Here is a 21,783-nt window from a genome sequence, read left to right on the forward strand (position 1 = left end):
AAGGGTGAGGGGATTCATATGGAAAATGCAGAGCTTGAATTAAGAAGGATTAGAGTGATCCTCCTTTTGATTGGAATTGTTGTCTTGTTTGGATCGTGCGCTATCTCAAACATTGAAACGAGACAAGAAAGTTGGAATAACCATTCTCATGAAAATGCAGATGGAGTTTTACCATCATCATTTGCACTAAAAAATAATCATTTTGCTGTTGTGAAAGATGATCAAGTACATGTGTACCGGTTTGATGAAAAAGAAGGAGAGCTGACTCTCGTTACAACGAAATACATAGATGAATGGGACGACGAAGAATATGATGATGACCTTGATGAAGAAGAGTAAGCACGTAAATTTACAAATGAATGTGAAGCCGCTACACTATAATCATGCATCAGACATCTAGACAGAAAAGGATGAGTTCATGACACATAAAATTAAAATTAATCATTGGGAACAAACTTGTGAAGACGATTCCTGTTTCGAATATGGAACGAGTGTTTCTGTAAATGGGAAAGAATTAGTGAGAGAAGCTTCAATCGTCTCTGCGCTTGAAGCGGTGCTAAAAGAATTAGGTGTTGAAGTGGAAATTACAGAAGTGTCAGAAGATTTACAGTGCGATGCCTACAAAAAATAAAACAAAAAGTCTAGTCTACTAAGCGATTTTTTTTCGTGTTATGATAGATTTCGGTTTCAGTTGAATAGGGAGTAGAGCAGTCTATTTTTAGATCCTGTTCTGCTCTATTTATTTGAACGTACGAGTTCGGCTATGAAGGTTCGGCCGGGTTGGTTGATTTTTTTCGTTTCGAACATCTATATGTTGTGTTTTGAAAAAACATAGTATACTATATATAGTGAATAGCGAAATGATCAACAATACTAAAAACTAGGTCGTGATGGAATTGATTCAAATCGTATTTGATTCAAAAACAGGAAATGTTCAACGCTTTTTGGACAAGACCCCTTTTACAGACAAACGAAAATTGACTGGAGAAGAGTTTTTGGATACGCCGTTTATTCTCGTCACCTTTACGACAGGATTTGGACAAGTCCCTAGTACCACTCAGTCCTTTTTAGAGAAAAATGCTCACCTTTTACTAGGTGTTGCGGTGAGTGGCAACAAAGTGTGGGGAGATAATTTTGCAAAAAGCGCCGATACGATTTCTAAACAATATCAAGTTCCTATTTTGCACACCTTTGAACTAAGCGGAACAAAAAGGGATGTTGAATTGTTTACACAGGAGGTAGAAAGAATTGTCACAAAATCAGGTTCCAAAGTGGATACAATTAAATAACGAGATTATGATTCAAAAAGAAGGAAAGTTTCAGTTCGATAAGGACAAAGAAGCTGTACATAGTTATTTCGTAGATTACATTAATCAAAACACGGTCTTTTTTCACAATCTAGAAGAGAAGATTGATTACTTAATAGAAAACGACTACTATGAGGAAGAATTTTTAAGACAATACAGCATGGCAGATATTAAAGAAGTCTTTGAAGCTGCATATGCCAAAAAATTTAGATTCCCATCATTTATGAGTGCGTTTAAGTTTTACAATGACTATGCACTGAAAACAAATGATAAAAAGAAAATCCTTGAACGCTATGAAGACCGCATTTCAGTTGTAGCACTTTTCTTTGCAGGTGGGGATAAAGAAAAAGCACTTGAGTTTGTAGAACTGATGATCAATCAAGAGTACCAGCCAAGTACACCAACCTTCTTGAACGCTGGACGTAAAAGACGCGGTGAACTTGTGAGCTGCTTCTTGCTTGAAGTAAATGACTCACTAAACGATATTTCAAGAGCGATTGATATTTCCATGCAGCTGTCAAAACTAGGCGGCGGCGTCAGTTTGAACCTGTCAAAACTTCGTGCAAAAGGCGAAGCAATCAAAGATGTCGAAAACGCGACAAAAGGTGTCGTCGGCGTGATGAAGCTTCTTGATAATGCATTCAGATATGCAGATCAAATGGGGCAAAGACAAGGATCAGGCAGTGCCTACTTGAATATTTTCCACAGAGATATCAATGATTTCTTAGATACGAAAAAAATCTCTGCCGATGAAGATGTTCGCGTGAAAACTCTGTCCATCGGAGTCGTCATCCCGGATAAATTTATCGAGCTTGCTAGAGAAGATAAAACAGCTTATACCTTCTATCCGCATACAGTCTATAAAGAATATGGACAGCATCTTGATGAGATGGACATGGAAGAAATGTATGACGAGCTTGTAGAAAACCCGAAAGTCAAAAAAGAAAAAGTCAATCCGAGAAAGCTTCTTGAAAAGTTGGCTGTTCTACGCTCAGAATCAGGCTATCCATATATCATGTTCCAAGATAATGTAAACAGAGAGCATGCCTTGAACCATATTTCACGAGTGAAATTCTCAAACCTTTGCTCAGAAGTGCTTCAGGCTTCAGAGGTTTCTTCTTACACGGACTATGATCAAGAAGATGAAATCGGTCTTGATATTTCTTGTAACCTTGGTTCATTAAATATCATGAATGTCATGAAAAACAAATCGATTGAAAAAACGGTTAAGCTTGCAACAGACTCACTAACGCTTGTGTCTGAAACAACAGACATTCGCAATGCACCAGCTGTTCGAAAAGCGAACAAAGCGATGAAGTCAATCGGACTCGGTGCGATGAACCTTCACGGGTATTTAGCTCAAAACCAAATTGCCTATGAAAGTGAAGAAGCAAGAGATTTCGCAAATACATTCTTTATGATGGTGAACTATTATTCAATTAAACGCTCAAGTGAGCTTGCGAAAGAAAAAGGAGAAACATTCCATCGTTATGAAGGCTCTGGCTATGCAACTGGTGAGTACTTCAATAAATACGTGGAGAATGATTTCACACCAAAAACAGAAAAAGCAGCAGCGCTATTTGAAGGCATGCACATTCCAACAAAAGAAGACTGGGCAGCACTCAAAGAATTTGTAGCGGAACATGGCATGTATCACAGCTATCGTTTATGTATTGCACCAACAGGTTCCATTTCTTATGTTCAATCGGCAACAGCCTCTGTGATGCCAATTATGGAACGTATCGAAGAAAGAACATACGGCAACAGCAAAACCTATTACCCAATGCCAGGTCTTTCAGCACAAAACTGGTTCTTCTATAAAGAAGCGTACGATATGGACATGTTTAAAGTGGTCGATATGATCGCAACGATTCAGCAGCACGTCGATCAAGGAATCAGCTTTACACTATTCTTAAAAGATACGATGACAACGCGTGATTTAAACCGCATCGATCTTTATGCACACCATAAAGGCATTAAGACACTTTATTATGCAAGAACGAAGGATACAGGGCAGGAAGGCTGTCTTTCTTGTGTTGTTTGATTAAAGGAGAGTTTAACGTGACAAAAATTTATGATGCAGCCAACTGGTCAAAACACGAAGACGATTTTACACAAATGTTTTACAACCAAAATGTGAAGCAGTTCTGGCTTCCAGAAGAGATTTCCTTAAATGGAGATCTCTTAACATGGAAATATTTAGGTGAAAAAGAGCGAGATACGTACATGAAGGTACTTGCTGGACTGACTTTACTTGATACAGAACAAGGAAATACAGGGATGCCGATTGTTGCTGAACATGTGGACGGCCATCAGCGTAAAGCTGTACTCAACTTTATGGCAATGATGGAAAATGCGGTGCATGCGAAATCATACTCCAATATCTTCATGACACTTGCACCAACTGAAACGATCAGTGAAGTGTTTGAATGGGTCAAGAAGAATAAATTCCTGCAAAAGAAAGCAGATATGATTGTCAGTTTATACCGTTCGATTCAAAAGGACGATCCTATTTCTCTCTTTAAAGCAATGGTTGCTTCTGTTTATTTAGAAAGCTTCCTATTTTATAGTGGTTTTTACTACCCGCTTTATTTCTATGGACAAGGAAAGCTCATGCAAAGTGGTGAAATCATCAACTTAATTTTGCGTGATGAAGCGATTCATGGTGTGTATGTTGGATTATTAGCACAAGAAATTTACAACAAACAAACACCTGACGTGCAAAAAGAGCTGTATGATTTCTCTATTGACCTTTTAAACGAGCTTTATGAAAATGAACTTCATTACACTGAAGATATTTATGACCAAGTTAATTTATCGCATGATGTGAAAAAGTTTATTCGTTACAATGCCAATAAAGCGTTAATGAACCTTGGATTTGCCCCTTACTTTGAAGAAGAAGAGATCAACCCTATTGTATTGAATGGACTCAATACAAAAACAAAGTCGCATGACTTCTTCTCAATGAAAGGGAACGGCTACAAAAAAGCAACAGTTGAGCCGTTAAAAGATGACGACTTCTTCTTTGGAGATGAATCATAAGGAAAGCGTAAAAGTCAAAACGCATCACTCGTTTTGGCTTTTTGCCATTTCTAACAATGTGTTACATACTGGAGGTTACCGAACATGGGAAAAATGGACGAAATCATTTTAGTTGCACCACGCGCACGCGTGTTCCAAAACGAAACACTTGCGTTTAATGGTGTGAACAGTGAAGAGAAAACAATCAGCACAATAATGAAAGAAATCGAAGAGCACTTCGAGCAAATGCGAAGAGGCGATGCAGAAGAAAATCCTGACTTCAAGCAGCCGATTCCTTATGTTGTGATTAAGCGTGAGGACGAAGTGTATGTATACGAAAGACTTCAAGGCGGGGGAGAGACTCGCTTACATCATAAGTTATCTCTTGGCTTTGGGGGGCATATGAATTTCATCGAAGGAAAAAACTTTGCTGAGATTCTAAAAGAAAATACAGATCGTGAGCTGGACGAAGAACTTTCTATTCAAGAAGAAGACAAACTTGAAATGAAAACCCTTGGATTAATCAATGACGATGACAACAGTGTCGGCCGTGTGCACATCGGACTGTTATCAGCGCTTGAGCTATCTCCGGGTGCTCATGTGGAAGTAAAAGAAACAGATCAAATCTCAGGAAAATGGATGAAAGCAGCCGATTTGAAAAAGCCTGAATACTTCGACCGTCTTGAAACATGGTCTCAATTTGTTGTCAACATCCTAGCGTAAATGAATACACAACAAACCGGCTCAGCAGAAGACTTGAGCCGGTTTGTTTTGTTACAACAGCTACAGCTTATTGGAAAACGAATGCGTCGTGACCGGCCTGCTTCAATCTTGCGACGAGGTCATCTGCATTTTGTTTTGTACGGAAAGCGCCGGCCTGTACTCGGAACATGCCGCCGTCTAATACAACAAACGCGTCAAAGCCTTTGGATTTAAGTGTGGCTGCTAATTCATCTGCATTGGCTTTCACTTTGAAAGCTCCTGCCTGCACTTTATAAAGATTACTTGCTTTTTTTTTCAATTGAAAGGCTTCTTCTAGACCAGTCGCATGAGCGCGAGCGATGCCTTGAAGGAAGGTTGCGTTGCGGAGCTTATTAGCATCAGCTGCCGTATCAATAAAACCATTCTCTGTTAAAATAGCGGGCATAGAAGTTTCTCGAAGAACGTGGAAGTTCGCAGTTTTCTTGCCGCGGTTCGCAAAATCAACCGAGCGGACAATTTCATCATGAAGGGCATTGCGATACGTGGTGGTCGGTGCTGAAACGCCAGGATACACATAGCTTTCAAACCCTGTGCCCCCGCCAGCATTAATATGAATAGACACGAAATAGTCTGCCCCCCAGCTGTTTGCCGCATTCGTACGCTGGGACAAAGTGACGGATTGGTCAGTTGAACGACTTAAGCGGACAGAAACCCCATCATATTCACTAATCAAAATGTCTCTCAATAAAAGCGCGATTTGAAGTGTTATATTTTTCTCCAAAAGTCCATTAGCACTAGCTCCAGAATCTGTTCCTCCGTGGCCAGGATCAATAAAAATTTTCACCATCTATTCATCACCTCGTCTTTATTTTATGAGAAAATAGAAGAATTGCCTGTACAAAATGCGGAAATCATTGAGACTCTTTTCTGCATCATTTGTGATCAAAAAGCTACATTTTTCTAAGAAAAAGCAAATTGTTGGTTTGTCCGCCCAAACGGGGTGAATACAATGGAAATAGCACATCATTTCCTGGGAAACCGCAGAAATCCCTACAATATTCGGTATCTCGGGTCATTTTGACAGCAAACTTGGGCTTAAGCGGGCGATTGTCACGATTACAGCTCCACCCGAATAGAATAAAGAGAGAAGAGCGAGAGGTGAATACGTTGGAGCGAGCTGTCACATATAAAAACAACGGCCAAATCAATATTATACTTAACGGACAAAAGCAAGTATTGGTTGATGCAGACTCAGAGGCAGAATACCTGGAAGCCTTGCAGAAAAATGAGGCAAAACACAGCATCTTACGGGAAATAGAGCGTGAAATGAACAGCCTTGTCGGTATGGATGAAATGAAACGAAACATAAAAGAGATTTATGCTTGGATTTTTGTTAATCAAAAACGGCAGGAACAAGGGTTAAAGGTAGGAAAACAAGCGCTTCATATGATGTTCAAAGGAAATCCTGGCACAGGGAAAACCACAGTTGCAAGACTTGTCGGGAAGCTTTTCTTTGAAATGAATGTGCTCTCAAAAGGTCATTTAATTGAAGCAGAACGCGGTGATCTTGTTGGAGAGTACATTGGTCATACAGCGCAAAAAACAAGGGATTTAATTAAAAAATCATTAGGTGGTATTTTGTTCATTGACGAAGCCTATTCTCTTGCACGCGGAGGAGAAAAGGATTTTGGAAAAGAGGCGATTGATACCCTTGTAAAACATATGGAGGACAAACAGCACGAATTCATTCTCATTCTTGCAGGCTACTCCAAGGAAATGGATCATTTTCTTTCTTTAAATCCCGGCCTGCAATCAAGATTTCCAATCAACATCAGCTTTCCTGATTATACAGTCGATCAGCTCATGGATATTGCAAAACGAATGATGGCAGACAGAGAATATGTATTTACACAAGAAGCCGAATGGAAGCTGCGGGATTATTTAATGCACATTAAAAGTACCACAAGCCCGGCAAAATTCAGCAACGGCCGGTTTGTGCGAAACACCATTGAAAAAGCCATACGAACCCAGGCGATGAGACTGCTTCTTGTGGATCATTATGATAAAAAAGATCTGCTGACCATTAAAAGTCACGATCTTCAAATGAAAGAGGATACGCCTTCTTGAAATGGCGTATCCTTTTTATAAAGAGTCACTAAAATAAACCATCCGAATAGTGGTATACGTGTGATGTGTTTGGTATGATGGTACTACTGAAAACTTAAGTACAGAAAGGAAACAACTAACGTTGAATGAACATGAAATGACTGAAAAAGCGATCCTTGTCGGCTGCCAATTGCCGCATGTAACGGATGAACGCTTCCAATACTCAATGGAAGAATTAGCTTCCTTAACCAAAACGGCTGGCGGTGAAGCTGTCAGCGTGATGACGCAGAAGAGAAATAGACAAGACAGTGCAACGTATATCGGTAAAGGGAAAGTAGAAGAACTTGAAGTGCTTTGCGAGGAACTCGAATGTGATGTCGTTATTTTTAATGACGAGCTTTCTCCAAGCCAGCTAAAAGCTTTGGCGACTGCTTTAGATGTGAAAATTATTGATCGTACGCAATTGATTTTAGATATCTTTGCAAAAAGAGCCCGTACAAGAGAGGGGAAGCTGCAAATAGAGCTTGCCCAGCTTCAGTATGCCTTGCCGAGACTAAGTGGACAAGGGATCAGCCTCTCAAGACAAGGGGGCGGAATTGGCGCAAGAGGTCCAGGTGAAACAAAACTTGAAACAGACAGACGCCATATTCGAAACCGCATTCATGAAATTAACGGGCAGTTATCTGCAGTCAAAGAACACCGAACAAGATACCGGGAGCGCCGAAAGAAAAATGGTGTGTTCCAAATTGCCATTGTCGGGTATACGAATGCCGGAAAATCAACTTTGTTTAACCAATTAACAGAAGCGGATAGTCATGAAGAGGACCTGCTGTTTGCGACACTTGATCCAATGACACGTAAGATGACATTAGAATCTGGCTACAGTGTGCTGATTTCAGATACAGTTGGCTTTATCCAAGACCTTCCGACCACACTGATTGCCGCATTTCGTTCCACCCTTGAAGAAGTGAAGGAAGCCGATTATTTGCTTCATGTCATCGACTCTTCTAATGAGGATTATGAAGGGCACGAACGAACGGTTCATGAGCTTTTAGAAGAATTAGAAGCGGACCGTATTCCGATGCTGACTGTTTATAACAAGGAAGATCAAATCCGACCAGATTTCATCCCATCTTCAAAGCATCGCCACATCTTAATCAGTGCTAAGCGCAAAGAAGATGTAAAAAGGTTAAAAGCGGATATTATGGCCGAGCTGAAAAAAGACTTTTTAAAGCCATATCATGTAAAGATTCCAGCGCATGAAGGCAAGCTCATTTCCGCATTAAAATCAGAAACGCTTGTGGAATCACTAGAATTTCAAAAAGAAGCAGAGATATATGACATCACCGGATATAGTGGTGAGGATCAGACCATTTTAGGTCAAATCAAGAAGTATATGTTGGAAAGGAATTAAATCAAGATGTTTCACACATTAAAACACGGCAGTATTTTAGAAAAAGCAGCAGCAGAAACAGAACAAGAGATTTTACACGTGCATCAGCAAATTGATCAAAAGAGTGAACAAAATGAGTGGCGGGTGCTTGAAAGCTATCGAAAGCACAAAGTCAGTGACTCTCACTTTAATCCGACGACTGGATATGGCTACGATGATATGGGGAGAGACACATTAGAAAAGATTTATGCGGATGTCTTCGGCGGAGAAAGCGGGCTTGTGCGTCCGCAAATTATTTCCGGTACACACGCAATTTCCATTGCCTTATTTGGTGTGCTGAGACCTGGCGATGAATTGATCTATATGACGGGAAAACCATACGATACGCTAGAAGAAATTGTCGGGATTCGCGGGAAAGAAGGGACAGGCTCATTAAAAGACTTCCAGATTGACTACAAAGCCATTGATTTACGACAAGATGGATCCGTCGATTATGAGAAAGTAAAAGAGTCGATTTCCTCTAAAACAAAAGTCATCGGCATTCAGCGTTCGAAAGGCTATGCGTCAAGACCATCCTTTACTATAGAAGAAATTGAGCGAATGATTTCATTTGTGAAAGAGATAAATGAAGAAATCATTGTGTTTGTAGATAACTGTTATGGTGAATTTACTGAATTACAAGAGCCGTGTCATGTCGGAGCTGACCTCATGGCCGGTTCACTCATTAAAAACCCAGGCGGAGGTCTTGCCAAAACAGGCGGCTACATCGTTGGAAAAGAAAAATGGGTAGAAGCTTGCTCTTATCGAATGACATCTCCAGGCATCGGCAGTGAAGCGGGTGCATCGCTGTATGCGCTCCAGGAAATGTATCAAGGCTTTTTCTTGGCGCCGCATGTTGTGGCTCAAAGCTTAAAAGGCGCAGTATTTACGGCTCGTTTTCTTGAGAAGCTCGGATTCCAAACAAACCCAGCGTGGAATGCGAAAAGAACGGATTTGATTCAATCAGTTGAATTTGGGGATCCTAAAAAAATGATTGCGTTCTGTCAGGCGATCCAGTATGCATCTCCGATTAATAGTCACGTCACACCACATGCAAGCTATATGCCAGGCTACGAAGACGATGTCATTATGGCAGCGGGCACCTTTGTACAAGGGGCCAGTATCGAATTATCAGCCGATGGTCCGATCAGACCGCCTTATACTGCCTACGTTCAAGGCGGACTCACGTATGCCCATGTGAAAAATGCGATTTGCAGTGCTGTCGATGCCTTATTGGAACAAGGTTTTATTGAAGTACCTGCTCAATAAAAAAATCCATGTTAATATTCCTAACATCTTGTTGACACATAATATAACATGACATATAATAAATTTAAGCAAAGAGGAGGAGACAGTTGAGATGAGTGATAACATTCGCCGCTCAATGCCTTTATTCCCAATTGGGATTGTCATGCAGTTAACAGAATTATCTGCAAGACAAATTCGCTATTATGAGGAAAATGGTTTAGTATTTCCAGCAAGAAGTGATGGAAACCGCCGATTATTTTCTTTTCATGATGTTGATAAATTACTAGAAATTAAAAACCTCATCGAACAAGGTGTAAACATGGCAGGAATCAAAAAGCTTTTTGCCAAAGCTGAGGCAGAAAATCCATCGTCTGTTACAAAGACGGAGGAAAAAACCACAGCGAAGCACAACTTGACAGATGATGAACTCAGGAAGCTACTGAAGAAGGAACTCATTCAGGCTGGACGTTTCCAACAAGGAACGACCTTTAGGCAGGGGGATATGTCAAGGTTCTTCCGTTAACCAATTAGCAAAAGCATTGCTATACACATTTTACCTTTTGTAGGGGAGGAGTTTTACGAAATGGCAAAGTACACAAGAGAAGATATCGTAAAATTAGTAAATGAGGAAAACGTAAAGTACATCCGTCTGCAGTTTACAGACATTCTCGGAACGATTAAAAATGTTGAGATTCCTGTGAGCCAGTTAGAAAAAGCTCTCGATAACAAATGTATGTTTGACGGTTCATCTATTGAAGGATTTGTACGTATCGAAGAATCAGATATGTATCTATACCCAGATCTAAACACATTTGTTATTTTCCCTTGGACAGCAGAAAAAGGTAAAGTTGCACGCTTTATTTGTGACATTTATAAGCCAGACGGGACACCATTTGATGGAGACCCGCGTAACAACTTAAAGCGTATCTTGAAGGAAATGGAAGAACTGGGATTTAGTGATTTCAACCTTGGACCTGAGCCAGAATTCTTCTTATTTAAATTAGATGAAAAAGGCGAGCCAACGCTTGAACTAAATGATAAAGGCGGATACTTTGACCTTGCACCAACAGATCTAGGCGAAAACTGCCGTCGTGATATCGTGCTAGAGCTTGAAGAAATGGGCTTTGAAATTGAAGCATCTCACCACGAAGTAGCACCAGGGCAGCACGAAATTGATTTCAAATATGCAGGCGCAATCCGTTCTTGTGACGACATTCAAACGTTTAAACTTGTAGTTAAAACCATTGCGAGAAAGCATGGTCTTCATGCGACATTCATGCCAAAACCATTGTTCGGTGTAAACGGATCTGGAATGCACTGTAACCTATCATTATTCAAAAATGGTAAAAACGCATTCTTTGATGAAAAAGCAGATTTACAATTAAGCGAGACCGCTAGACACTTTATCGCAGGTATCGTCAAGCACGCAACAAGCTTTACAGCGGTCACAAACCCAACCGTTAACTCTTACAAGCGTCTTGTACCTGGCTATGAAGCACCTTGCTATGTGGCATGGAGTGCACAAAACCGCAGCCCATTGATCCGTATCCCGGCATCACGCGGCATCAGCACACGCGTAGAAGTGCGCAGCGTAGACCCATCTGCAAACCCATACCTTGCACTAAGCGTATTACTTGCAGCAGGTCTAGACGGAATCAAAAACAAACTAGAAGCACCAGCACCAATCGACAGAAACATCTATGTCATGGACAAAGAAGAGCGCCTTGAAAACGGCATCTCTGACCTTCCTGCAACACTTGCAGAAGCACTCGAGCTGCTAAAATCAAACGAAGTCATGATCAACGCACTAGGCGATCACTTATTCGAGCACTTCATCGAATCAAAAGAAATCGAATGGGATATGTTCCGCACCCAAGTACACCCATGGGAACGCGATCAGTATATGTCTCAGTATTAATAATAAAAACCCCTTGGAGCCATTGGCTTCAGGGGGTTTTTATTTTTGTGGGTGTTTCTAATATTTCAAAATGAAGAAGCCGCCACCCACAATTCACCCACAAAAAAATGATAAAAAAATCACTCCATTATCTTGGAGATATACTCTTCATATTTATTCAGTGAATCTAGGTCGATTTTTTTGCTGATATGAGAATAAATATCAGATGTTACTCTAATGCTTTTGTGGCCCAGTCGCTCTTGAACATATTTCATAGATGCCCCAGATTCTAAAAGTAAAACGGTGTGGGTGTGGCGAAGTTCATGGATAGGCATTTTGGGTAGGCCTGCTTGTTTAAGTATACGTTCAAATGCATTGAATAAAGATGATTTCGTAAGTGGAGAACCATCTTTCCGTGAGAATACTAAATTCAAGTCATGCAATTAGTAAGGTTCCTTAGTGCTCTTCAGCGCAAATTCATTATAACCACATTGGGGGCATGAAGCGGATGAAACCAACTGAAATTAAAGACTTTGAAACAACGATTCAAAACGCAAATGAAGCAGATAATGTCCGCATAATCGTGATTGACGGCAACGAAGGAACTGCACACATCACAGACGCGCCTGAACACGGAAAAACAATCATTCAAACTGCTAAAGGTCATTTTGTGAGAGTTGAGCATGAAATAGGATACAAGATCAAATAATCGGAGGCTGAGAGTTATAACGTATTAAGAAGAAAGTTCGATAAGTTAAGGTAAAACAGAAATTTTAAATACAATGTGTATTTATTTAAAAATTAAAGTGAATATTTCATTGTGAAATGAGGACAATACTTGTGAATTTATCACAGGAGGGATTTGCATGGAATATCCATTTAAGAATCTTGTTTTTGAGGGAGGAGGAGTTAAAGGAATAGCCTATGTAGGGGTTTTGGAAATTTTAGAAAAGCATAAAATTTTAGATAATGTTGAGCGAGTTGGAGGGACCTCTGCTGGAGCTATTGTTGCAATGTTGGTGAGTCTAGGTTATAGCTCATCAGAATTAGAAAAGAGTCTTAGGGAGATGGATTTAGAACAATTTATGGACTCTGATTTTGGAGTTGTTAGAGATACATTTAGACTGATAACAGATGATCATGGTTGGTATAAAGGCAGAAAATTTATGAAATGGATTGAAAGTCGTATAGAAAAAAAAGGGATAGACAAAAATGTAACATTTAAAGAGATACAGGACAATCCTAAATTTAAAAACATTTACATTCAAGGAACTAATCTGTCAACTTACAGGACTGAGACATTTTCTGCTGAAGATTCTAAATTTGCTGATATGAAAATAAAAGATGCTGTCAGAATATCTATGTCAATACCTATATTTTTTGCTGCAGTCAAGTTGAATGGATGTTTTTATGTAGACGGCGGACTCCTTTCTAACTATCCGGTAAGACTTTTTGACAGAGAAAAATATGTAGAAACAGAACATTCAGAGGAAACTGAATTATACAAAGAATTAAATGTATCTTTGGAAATTGAAGCATATAAAGAAATGGATTCATCTTCATTTAGTTTAGAAAACAGTTTTATTCCAGGAAAGTACGTTTATAACAAAGAAACGTTAGGATTCAGATTAGACTCAAAAAATGACATAGAAATTTTCTCGGGATTAGCGCTCCCAAAAGAACATGAAATTAACACATTCTTTGATTTTATCTGGAGCTTAGTGTCGACGATCATGGAACAGCAAGCTAACCAACAATTGATTGGTGATGATATGGACCGAACAGTTTTTGTGGACACTGGTAATGTCTCTTCAATTAATTTTTCAATATCTACTGATGAACAAAATGAGTTAATTAAATCAGGAAAAAAGAGCTGCGAAGAATATCTGAGTAAATATAAGAATCCCGAAACAAATTTAAGAAATAGTGTCTGATAATTATTTTTATTATATGGAAGATGGTCTGTTATCAATCTGACAGACCATCTAATTAAAAACACAGTTGGTGTAGCATCTAAATAATAGTAATTTTTAAAAGAGAAAGAGCCCCATGGTTCATTCAACGGGAAGTATGGTGACTTAGCATTCAGAGTTATCAGAAATAAGCGTTCAGTCTGGACCGTTGCAACCAAGCCAACCAAAGACGCTCACTTTGCAACATATCCAGTGGAACTGATAGAGCCATGTGTATTAGCTGGCTGCCCTGTAAATGGCATTGTTTTGGATCCATTCATGGGTCAGGAACCACAGGTATAGCAGCGCTCAAGCATAGTAGAAATTTCATGGGAATTGAATTGAACCCTGAATATATAAAGATCGCAAACAAACGCTTAAACGGCGTGCAAATTGAACTGTTGCATCATCTATAAAAAGCCTAGCGGCTTAGGAGGAAAAATTAATAAATCTTTATCAGAAATTAAAGAAGTTCTAATTGGATGTAAAAGTACACAATTTATAATTTCTTCTTTTTTAGAGCCATCACGAGGAATTAATTGTATAATTATATTTCTTATAAATAACATTAAAGGATGGTTCGATTTTTGGAAACTAAGTATACAATAACTTTATTAGCTGCTATTTTAGGAGCAATATTAGGTCAGTTATTATCACATTTTTTTACTCATCGGCGAGAACAAATAAAGCTTGAAAAAGAAGTGTATCTTAATCTTGTTGCTCCATACTTAAACGATGTGATTTTTTATATTAATAGCGAAACTATAACTAGACGCGAACACGATGTTGATCACAGAATAGACATTGTACAAGTTATTAATAATATAAATGAAAATATTAAGTATGGAAATTCGGAGTTGTTTCTTGCAATATTCCATTATCAAGAATCAAGGATATACTTTGATGGAAGTGGATTTCATAAACAGAGAGGAGAACTAGAATTTTTATTCTGGTATTTAAATTTTGTTTTACATGAGGGGATAAAAGGTATTGGATATGAAAGTGAAGATACTTTTAAATTGATATCTGTGATAAGAAGTACTCAAATTAAGTGCGGGTTTTGGTATTTAATGTGTAGACATATTGGATTTGACGAGTCGAGATATGCAACAGCAGTTTTATATGAGAATTTGTCTGATCCTTTTTCATATTACACAAATGCTGATGTAACTAAAATGATAAAAAATAAAGAGGAATTGTCAGAGTATAAAATATTATTTAATGATGTTTACAAAAATATAAAAGTTCAAGATATTTCTTATGATTTATTCGGAAAATAATATATTCAGTCCAAGACGGAGAGCCTGCGGACACTGATCAACTCCTTTTACGGGTGCTGGTTGGTGTCCGTTTTTTATTTGTCTGAACGGAGGATGAGCATGAAGAAGGAGAAACCAAAAAAACTGCTAGCCGCAGAAGCTCACTGACAGAGAACTTATGGGGCAAAACATGCAGCGTTTAAAAAGAGCCAAAGGCGAGGCATGCAAGCGCAAACAGGAGGAAACCATGAACGAATTGATTCTTGAGTATAAACGAGCGTTGAAAGATACAAAAAGAAGATATGAGCAGATGGAAGAAACTGATCCAAGCCGTAAGATTTTCAGCGCAATGATAAATGATCTTGAGTACGTGATGAAATGGTTGTCCACTGGTAGGCAGCCGGAAGCAAAACGAGCGATTGACCGAAAATCAGTTTATCAACGCACTGTGTTTGCTTCACCAAAAGTGCTTGAAGCTTTAGCGAATCAATACAACTTCCCGAAAGAGTCACCGCGCACAGTGAGTGATGAAGATGAGTACGTCTTATCTACCCTTACACAAAAGCAAAAGGAAAGGAAATGTATCTCTCACATGTTGCTGACGGCAATTCACTAGATAAGATTGCAAGTCTCATGGGAGTTAGTAAAGGAACAGTTCGAAAAACTGTAGATAGAGCAAAGAAAAAGATTGCTATTCAACTAGATTTAATACGATCGAAGGGAGCATGAACCATGAACAAAAAAGAGATTGAAGGACTCATTCACAATTATCACTCGATGGCGAAAGAGGTTCAACGGCTCCAGCGTGTTTTTATGGTACTGACATTCCTATGCGAAGTTGGGGTGTGACGCAATACGGCATCGAGGCAACCTTACCAAAAGGGAGCAAAGGAAAAAGCCAAGCTGAATTACGTGACATGGATATGAGGGAAGACAGATTGTTTAAACGTCTTTGGAAATTCGAGGAACGTGTATATGCAAAAGAGGCAGCAGCAAGCAAAATAGAAGGAGAAAAGCACAAGGTGGTCTATGACTGCATGATGGAGGGTATGAGTTATCGAGCCATTGGTCTTCACTTGGGCCTGTCTCGTGAAAAGGTCCGCCAGATGAAAGATAATATCATCGACCAATTATGCCAGTATAGCCACTTTGTGCACTTTTTGAAAGACGAAAAATCCGTAGTGTAAAATGGAAGGCAGGACGGAGAGGCATAATTTTCCTGCGTCTCCACAAATTAATATATTTTCACTTGCTCTTGCGAGTTTGGGATTCGTTCGACAAATTTTGCGAACACCACAATTTTATCAAACTTCTCCGATATTAATGTTGAGGAGTGAGTGAAATTGAGTAAAAAGAAGAAAACCACAACTAATAATAAGCAAAAGAGCGAGCGAAAGAACGAGCAAAAGAACGAGCAATTAAAGGAATTAGAAGATGTGATCTACACATATCCAGAGAAAGACTTGATTGCTTATTTTAAGGAGATATTCATATTCGGTAAAAAGAAGGAGCATTATCAAAGGAATTTGTCTTTACTTCACAGCCTAGATATTGATTCTATAGATTTTGCAATAGCTAGGTTTTATCATATGGACAACAGTCTAGATCCTGTTAGAAGAAATTTAATGGCAGTGATCCCTTTATTCGTTGCATATCTTACTATTGCTTTTAATGTCAATGTGATTAAATGGATAGGTTTTGGATTTGTGACCATATCAGTTTTAGCTGTATTGAGACAATTGGATAAAGACAGAAAGAATAGAATTGTTACAGGTTACATGTTAAAAACATTTGAGCAAGTAAAGGAAAGAAAAGAAAAGGATGAAAAGTGATTTTCGTTCGACAAATTCTGCGAATAGTTCCATGTGCTCACTTTCTGCTGATATATAAAGGTAGGGGGTGAAATAACAAATGGAAACGAAACTATATTACGATTATTGTGTTCATAAAATAAAAGGTTTACTAGACGATAAAGGTCCTCTAGCTGAACTTGAAAAAAATCTGAAACTTCAAGGTGAAGATGGCTATAGACTCATTAATGCTATACCTCAAGTTTATGAAGGTAGTACAGAGTCAACAATACTAATATTTGAATTAGAATATGAAGACAAGGCCTAAGCTGAGTTTTCAAAAAGCATCCTGCGGGGTGCTTTTTTTGTTCCCTGTAAACTGCTTCCGATAATTCTTTACACCAAGCATCGGCTTAAAGGTAGAGTGCGGCGGCAGTTTAGAGGAAATAAAAATCCCAAAACAAACACGAATTAGAAGGAGATGGCAGGTGAATGTAAATGGGATCGAAGCACATTCAGGCGGAGAAAGATTACGTCAAAGGTATGAAATACAAGGACCTTGCCGAGAAATACGGGGTGTCGATCAACACCATAAAATCGTGGAAAAAGCGGCATGGTTGGGAAAGAAAAAAGGGTGCACACAAAAAAGGTGGTCAACCCGGTAATGTTAACGCGCTAGGTAATAGCGGGGGCGCAGCACCAATACGTAATCAAAACGCAAAGACACACGGCTTATACTCAAAGCACATGCCAGCTGAAGCGTTTGAAATCATGCAGGACATTCTGCCAGTTGATTTACTTTGGGAGCAAATTCAAATTCAATTCACAGCCATTGTGCAGGCACAGAAAAAACAAAGACGAAATGAGCAAAGAGCTGAAAAAGAAAAAATCAGTCGTTTCAGATTCTACCGATATTGAGGAAGAAGAATACGAGTTTCAATCCAATTGAAGCGAAGCCAAAGGCATCAACTAGCTTTCTTGATACGGTTCTTCAAAAGTCTGCGGGTACTAACAATTGAATTGGGATCTATCCTCAAAGACCTTAGGGATGAACTAGAGGAGATCCGCAAATGAGTAAGATTGATCAGCTGATAAAAAACATCAATACCTTTGTGCAAAAAGCGGAGGAAGATGAGGTCAAAGAACTTGAAGCAGCTGTAGCAGATTTCCCTGAGCTGAAAGACATTCCCTCTTTGGTAGAAGAATACGATAAAACCATCGCTAGATTGTTCAGATTGCAACGCAGGACATTTTTGAACGCTCTGAATGTTTTATATCCAAGGACGATTCGGAGACGTTAGAATCCATTCTGGCGTTTTTTAATAATGATCTATTCACTTCAGATGAGTTTGCAGAGCTATTTGGAAAAGAAACGGCTGTCTTTCTAACACTGACCGTCACGCAGCTGGCCGAGAAAATCATGAATTCCATCGATGCAGATATTCCATTCAAGGTGCTTTCTGAGAAAACTGAACAGTGGATTGAATCATGGTCACAGGAATTGGCGCAGCTGATGCAGCTGAATACTCATACAGCCATTGAACAAACGTTGAAAGAGGGCATCAAAGATGGCCGCTCTATCCAGGAGATTGAACTGGAGCTGAAGGACCTTCCTGAATTCAGCCGGAAACGCGCACGTGTAACAGCCATTACAGAGGTGTTGACCGCTTCTTCCGTCGCTCAACATGAATCATATGTCCAATCCCCGGCAGTAACGGGGAAGAAGTGGAAGCACAGCGGAGGGAAAAAGAATCAGTCGAGGGATAGTCATGTGCAGCTGGATGGAACCATCATTCCTTTGGATGAGGAATTCGAGATACCAGGAAGCGGAGAGCGGTGCATGTTTCCGAGAGATACACAGCTCACGCCAAAAGAGAGAGTAAATTGTCACTGTGCGGTTGGCCCTGTGGTTGACCCAGTCATTTTGGGTTTGTCACCTGAGGAAAAAGAAGAGATTAGAAGAAAAAATTTGAAACAAATCCTCCCTTCTTTCGTATAAAAAGAAAAGGGGAGAGATTAATGCAGCTTATTCTTAGTATTTTAAAAGATTATGGAGTAATTATAGGATCTATCTTAACAGTATCTCTTACGTCTATATTGCTATCTCAACGAAATGAAATTAAAAAGAATCGGAAAATTATAGCTGAAAGTCTTACAGGTTCTAGTGGTACGCTTTATATTTCTATGAAAAATATTTTAAATAGAAGTAAAGTATCTGATCTATCAAGAGAGTTAAAAGAGTTTTTTGAGAAAAATGCGAGCGATCACGAATCTATTGTTAAGTTGAAAGACAAACGTATAATAAGACAATTTCTTGAATTAGAGGAGCAATATTATGATTATGTGTTGAATGAAAGTAGTGAAAAGCTAGATAAATTAATGATAAATTTTGTTTATTTAAAAAACGAAATAGAAAAAATATTTTTTGCGGAGCACAGAGTCATTAATAAGGAGATAAACTGGCATTTAATCGTTGAAAAAACAGAGAATATTTGGTTTAGATTGTTTTTGAAATTCTATAAATTTATAAACCACACAGTTACTTTCTCAGTTGTTTTAACTGGCTTTCTGGTTTTTTTATCATTAATTGATAAGCTGTTTAACTATCATGTCTATGACGGAATATCTAAATACGCTATAAATGGCTTTATCTTTAGTATTGTGTTGTATTTTCCTGTTTTGCTTATTCAGTTATTCATCTACCTTAATGATCCAGAAAATTCGAATCGGATAAATATATTCTATAAAGAAATAATTCCTAAAAAATTAGGTCAGAATAATACTCTTTTTAGATGGTTAGCAGGAGGCGATGCAAAAAAAGTGGATAAAATAAAAGCTTTAAAGGAATACGAAGAAAAATACAAGGGACAATTTACAACGAAAGGAGGTGAATGAATTGCCACGCGAATTGATAAATGCAAAGATCACACACGTATCATACGTGGACAAGGCTGCTAATCAAAAGCAGTTCTTTTTTATGAAATCAGAAAAAGAAAATGACTTTCAAAAGGAAATCAAGGTCATTGCGAAGGCTGATGATGCACAGCGTCTTGTGTACGGCATTGTATACGAACCCAACGAGCTGATGCGCATGGAGATTACATGACACCAGAGGAAATCGAAAAAGCAGCTCATGGGTTCCTGAAGGATGCACGTGAGATCGACAAGCAGCATGATTTCCAAGGCGGTGTCGGGGAAGTCGTTGAATCATACATTGCTCCGTCTGATTTTGAAATGGGCGGTGAAGTTATCAAGAAAGGGTCGTGGGTCCTTGTGGCAAAAGCATCTGATGAAATCTAGGAACAGATTCAGTAGGGTGAGATCACCGGATACTCAATGGCCTGAACAACGGATATAGGTAAGCAACAGCGTGAGCTCTGGCGGCGGTTTTCTACTACCCGGATAAAGAAGCAAAAAACAACGGTGTTTCTGGCAGCTGTGAAAACATAGTCAGGAAATGCCTATGATGTAGCTTCTAAAACTTGGACTAGATGGCATTAATCCTTGGAATACAATTATTACTGCCGATCTATTTGTTGTGATACCTGCAGTCATTATCACAGCAGTCGTTTACTTTATTAAAAGAAAGAATACCAAAACATCTAATAGTTGATGACTTTAAATAGAGCCGTTCATATTAATTCGGCTCTTTTTTTATATTAGCTAGTCAAAATTGCTCCCGAATAAAGCTTTACTATAGCAAAACACCCTAAATTTTGCGGTTTCTTTTCGGTGTCGAAAGATTCTTAAAATGATAATATATGTCATTATAGGGAATAGCAAGGAAGGGGTAGGGTCTTATGGAGAAAGTGCTTTCTTCTCATGTCGGTTTGAAAATCAATGAATGGTATTACCATATTCAAAGATTTAACGTACCGGACGCCGAAGCATATAAAGAAGAAATAAAATCTTTGCTCGATAACATGGAGGAAAACCAGGATTTATTATTATATTTTTCTCTCATGGAATTCCGACATAAATTAATGTTGGATTATTTAAATCCATTGGAGAATGGAAAAGAGCGTGCCAACTTTAGAGAATTAGCAATGAAGATCAAAAGGGATCAAGAGAAATTAACAGGCTTACTTGATTATTATTTTAATTTTTTCTACGGTATGTATGAGTTTGAAAACTATGAATACCTCAACGCCATTACCTTCTATAAACGAGCAGAAAAAAAGCTATCTCTTGTAAGTGATGATATTGAACGTGCCGAGTTCAATTACAAGATGGCTGAAATCTATTACCACATGAAACAAAACCACATGTCCATGCACCATATAGCCCAAGCAATAGAATGTTATCGAGAAAAAGAAACTTATACTGTCAGACAGATACAATGTTCCTTTGTCATTGGATTAAATTATATTGATATGGGTTGCCCCGAAAAAGCAAAGCCTCATTTTGAAAATGCACTAGAAAAAGCAACGGAAAGCGACACCAAAAGATTAGTAGGATCAGCGCTGTATAATTTGGCTTTAAGTTATTTCCACAATGATGAAATTGTTGCTTCAATAAAATATTTAAATGATTCAATCAATGCTTTTAAAGAGCGAGGATATGAGCATTTTAACAGAATACTCGATCCTTTAAGTGTGCTTGTACGGTCGTATTTTCATGAAAAGGAAAACGATTTAGGGTTATATGCTCTTAACCAGGGCATAGAATTGGCTGAAAAATTAAATGATGACGTGATGCTTAAAGTGTTCACATTTTATAAGGCGCTTTATGTCAAAGATGATTATGATAATGTCTTGAGTGATACCGAATATTTAACCGAAAGAGGAATGTATGCAATTCTTGAAGAATTATCGAAAGATGCAGCAAGGAGATATAAAACAGTAGGAGATAAGGACAAGGCGTCGAACTTCTATGAGAAGGTTCTTTACTTCCAACAATTAATTAAAAGGAGCGATTGCCTTTATGAAATTTAAGTCAGTAGTAGCAACCCTCATCATTATTGGCACTTTGAGCACGCTGGGTTATTTCGCCTTTTCACAAAACCACGAAGAAGCTATCAGAGGACACACATCAAGTATCGGTTATGATAAATTCCATTAGAAAAAAGC

General features: G+C 38.7%; 20 protein-coding genes and 6 pseudogenes. 24 read left to right on the forward strand and 2 right to left on the reverse strand.

Annotated features, from left to right (window positions below; genetic code table 11):
• Positions 1–18: 18 nt before the first annotated feature.
• The 6 genes from NSQ25_RS08395 (at position 19) to NSQ25_RS08420 (ending at position 5,051) form a co-directional block, all read left to right on the forward strand.
• The gene (locus NSQ25_RS08395; protein ID WP_070325856.1) at positions 19–339 is read left to right on the forward strand and encodes a YmzC family protein; all 321 of its coding nucleotides are present in this window, start codon (positions 19–21) and stop codon (positions 337–339) included.
• A gap of 79 nt (positions 340–418) precedes the next feature.
• Positions 419–631 (forward strand): hypothetical protein, encoded by a 213-nt coding sequence (locus NSQ25_RS08400; RefSeq protein WP_003212415.1) that lies wholly within the window; start codon positions 419–421, stop codon positions 629–631.
• Between the two features lie 265 nt (positions 632–896).
• The gene (gene nrdI, locus NSQ25_RS08405) at positions 897–1,289 is read left to right on the forward strand and encodes a class Ib ribonucleoside-diphosphate reductase assembly flavoprotein NrdI (protein WP_008360380.1); all 393 of its coding nucleotides are present in this window, start codon (positions 897–899) and stop codon (positions 1,287–1,289) included.
• A complete protein-coding gene (nrdE, locus tag NSQ25_RS08410; RefSeq protein ID WP_024424086.1) occupies positions 1,249–3,351 on the forward strand; it encodes a class 1b ribonucleoside-diphosphate reductase subunit alpha in 2,103 nt (700 codons plus the stop codon). The genes nrdI and nrdE overlap by 41 nt, the downstream gene beginning before the upstream one ends.
• A 17-nt stretch (positions 3,352–3,368) precedes the next feature.
• Complete coding sequence (gene nrdF, locus NSQ25_RS08415; protein WP_024424085.1) at positions 3,369–4,349, forward strand: class 1b ribonucleoside-diphosphate reductase subunit beta; 981 nt, start codon at positions 3,369–3,371, stop codon at positions 4,347–4,349.
• An 84-nt stretch (positions 4,350–4,433) separates the two neighbouring features.
• Entirely contained in the window at positions 4,434–5,051 is a 618-nt protein-coding gene (locus NSQ25_RS08420) for a hypothetical protein (protein WP_024424084.1), read from the forward strand.
• A gap of 67 nt (positions 5,052–5,118) precedes the next feature.
• Here NSQ25_RS08420 and NSQ25_RS08425 read toward each other — a convergent pair whose 3' ends face one another.
• Entirely contained in the window at positions 5,119–5,877 is a 759-nt protein-coding gene (locus NSQ25_RS08425; RefSeq protein WP_024427042.1) for an N-acetylmuramoyl-L-alanine amidase, read from the reverse strand.
• Between the two features lie 320 nt (positions 5,878–6,197).
• On the opposite strand from NSQ25_RS08425, the gene spoVK reads away from it, so the two are divergent.
• The 5 genes from spoVK (at position 6,198) to glnA (ending at position 11,734) form a co-directional block, all read left to right on the forward strand.
• The gene (spoVK, locus tag NSQ25_RS08430) at positions 6,198–7,157 is read left to right on the forward strand and encodes a stage V sporulation protein K (RefSeq protein WP_024424083.1); all 960 of its coding nucleotides are present in this window, start codon (positions 6,198–6,200) and stop codon (positions 7,155–7,157) included.
• A gap of 121 nt (positions 7,158–7,278) precedes the next feature.
• A complete protein-coding gene (hflX, locus tag NSQ25_RS08435) occupies positions 7,279–8,550 on the forward strand; it encodes a GTPase HflX (RefSeq protein WP_070325857.1) in 1,272 nt (423 codons plus the stop codon).
• A gap of 6 nt (positions 8,551–8,556) precedes the next feature.
• Entirely contained in the window at positions 8,557–9,837 is a 1,281-nt protein-coding gene (locus tag NSQ25_RS08440) for an aminotransferase class I/II-fold pyridoxal phosphate-dependent enzyme (protein WP_144496655.1), read from the forward strand.
• 91 nt (positions 9,838–9,928) lie between these two features.
• Entirely contained in the window at positions 9,929–10,339 is a 411-nt protein-coding gene (locus NSQ25_RS08445) for a MerR family transcriptional regulator (protein WP_034281940.1), read from the forward strand.
• 60 nt (positions 10,340–10,399) lie between these two features.
• On the forward strand, positions 10,400–11,734 hold the full coding sequence (gene glnA / locus NSQ25_RS08450; protein WP_024427046.1) for a type I glutamate--ammonia ligase: 1,335 nt from the start codon (positions 10,400–10,402) through the stop codon (positions 11,732–11,734).
• A gap of 119 nt (positions 11,735–11,853) precedes the next feature.
• Here the strand turns inward: glnA and NSQ25_RS08455 are convergent.
• Positions 11,854–12,153, reverse strand: a pseudogene (locus tag NSQ25_RS08455) (tyrosine-type recombinase/integrase); the annotation flags it as partial.
• A gap of 68 nt (positions 12,154–12,221) precedes the next feature.
• Between NSQ25_RS08455 and NSQ25_RS08460 the strand changes: the two are divergent.
• From NSQ25_RS08460 to NSQ25_RS08520, 13 genes and pseudogenes are all read left to right on the forward strand, one after another.
• Positions 12,222–12,422 carry an XtrA/YqaO family protein gene (locus NSQ25_RS08460; protein WP_101677162.1) on the forward strand — a complete coding sequence of 67 codons (201 nt, stop codon included), beginning with the start codon at positions 12,222–12,224 and terminating at the stop codon, positions 12,420–12,422.
• Between the two features lie 157 nt (positions 12,423–12,579).
• Positions 12,580–13,647: a patatin-like phospholipase family protein gene (locus NSQ25_RS08465; protein WP_326136414.1), complete on the forward strand. Its 1,068-nt coding sequence runs from the start codon at positions 12,580–12,582 to the stop codon at positions 13,645–13,647.
• Between the two features lie 162 nt (positions 13,648–13,809).
• A pseudogene (locus NSQ25_RS08470) lies at positions 13,810–14,081 on the forward strand (site-specific DNA-methyltransferase); the annotation flags it as partial.
• Between the two features lie 171 nt (positions 14,082–14,252).
• Positions 14,253–14,945, forward strand: a complete 693-nt coding sequence (locus NSQ25_RS08475; RefSeq protein WP_046311156.1) for a hypothetical protein — start codon at positions 14,253–14,255, stop codon at positions 14,943–14,945.
• 226 nt (positions 14,946–15,171) lie between these two features.
• Entirely contained in the window at positions 15,172–15,540 is a 369-nt protein-coding gene (locus NSQ25_RS08480) for a hypothetical protein (protein ID WP_155889685.1), read from the forward strand.
• Between the two features lie 116 nt (positions 15,541–15,656).
• Positions 15,657–16,111: pseudogene (locus tag NSQ25_RS08485) on the forward strand (sigma-70 family RNA polymerase sigma factor).
• A gap of 156 nt (positions 16,112–16,267) precedes the next feature.
• On the forward strand, positions 16,268–16,756 hold the full coding sequence (locus NSQ25_RS08490) for a hypothetical protein (RefSeq protein ID WP_101677160.1): 489 nt from the start codon (positions 16,268–16,270) through the stop codon (positions 16,754–16,756).
• Between the two features lie 79 nt (positions 16,757–16,835).
• Positions 16,836–17,042 carry a hypothetical protein gene (locus NSQ25_RS08495; protein ID WP_081124426.1) on the forward strand — a complete coding sequence of 69 codons (207 nt, stop codon included), beginning with the start codon at positions 16,836–16,838 and terminating at the stop codon, positions 17,040–17,042.
• 170 nt (positions 17,043–17,212) lie between these two features.
• Positions 17,213–17,651 (forward strand): annotated as a pseudogene (locus NSQ25_RS08500) (hypothetical protein); the annotation flags it as partial.
• 133 nt (positions 17,652–17,784) lie between these two features.
• A pseudogene (locus NSQ25_RS08505) lies at positions 17,785–18,713 on the forward strand (phage minor head protein).
• 20 nt (positions 18,714–18,733) lie between these two features.
• Positions 18,734–19,609 carry a hypothetical protein gene (locus NSQ25_RS08510; protein ID WP_326136412.1) on the forward strand — a complete coding sequence of 292 codons (876 nt, stop codon included), beginning with the start codon at positions 18,734–18,736 and terminating at the stop codon, positions 19,607–19,609.
• Position 19,610: 1 nt separating this feature from the next.
• Positions 19,611–20,026: pseudogene (locus NSQ25_RS08515) on the forward strand (XkdF-like putative serine protease domain-containing protein); the annotation flags it as partial.
• Between the two features lie 488 nt (positions 20,027–20,514).
• Positions 20,515–21,648 carry a RapH N-terminal domain-containing protein gene (locus NSQ25_RS08520; RefSeq protein ID WP_046311164.1) on the forward strand — a complete coding sequence of 378 codons (1,134 nt, stop codon included), beginning with the start codon at positions 20,515–20,517 and terminating at the stop codon, positions 21,646–21,648.
• Positions 21,649–21,783: the final 135 nt, after the last annotated feature.

Source organism: Bacillus sp. FSL R5-0512 (assembly GCF_038593295.1).
Classification (GTDB): domain Bacteria; phylum Bacillota; class Bacilli; order Bacillales; family Bacillaceae; genus Bacillus; species Bacillus safensis.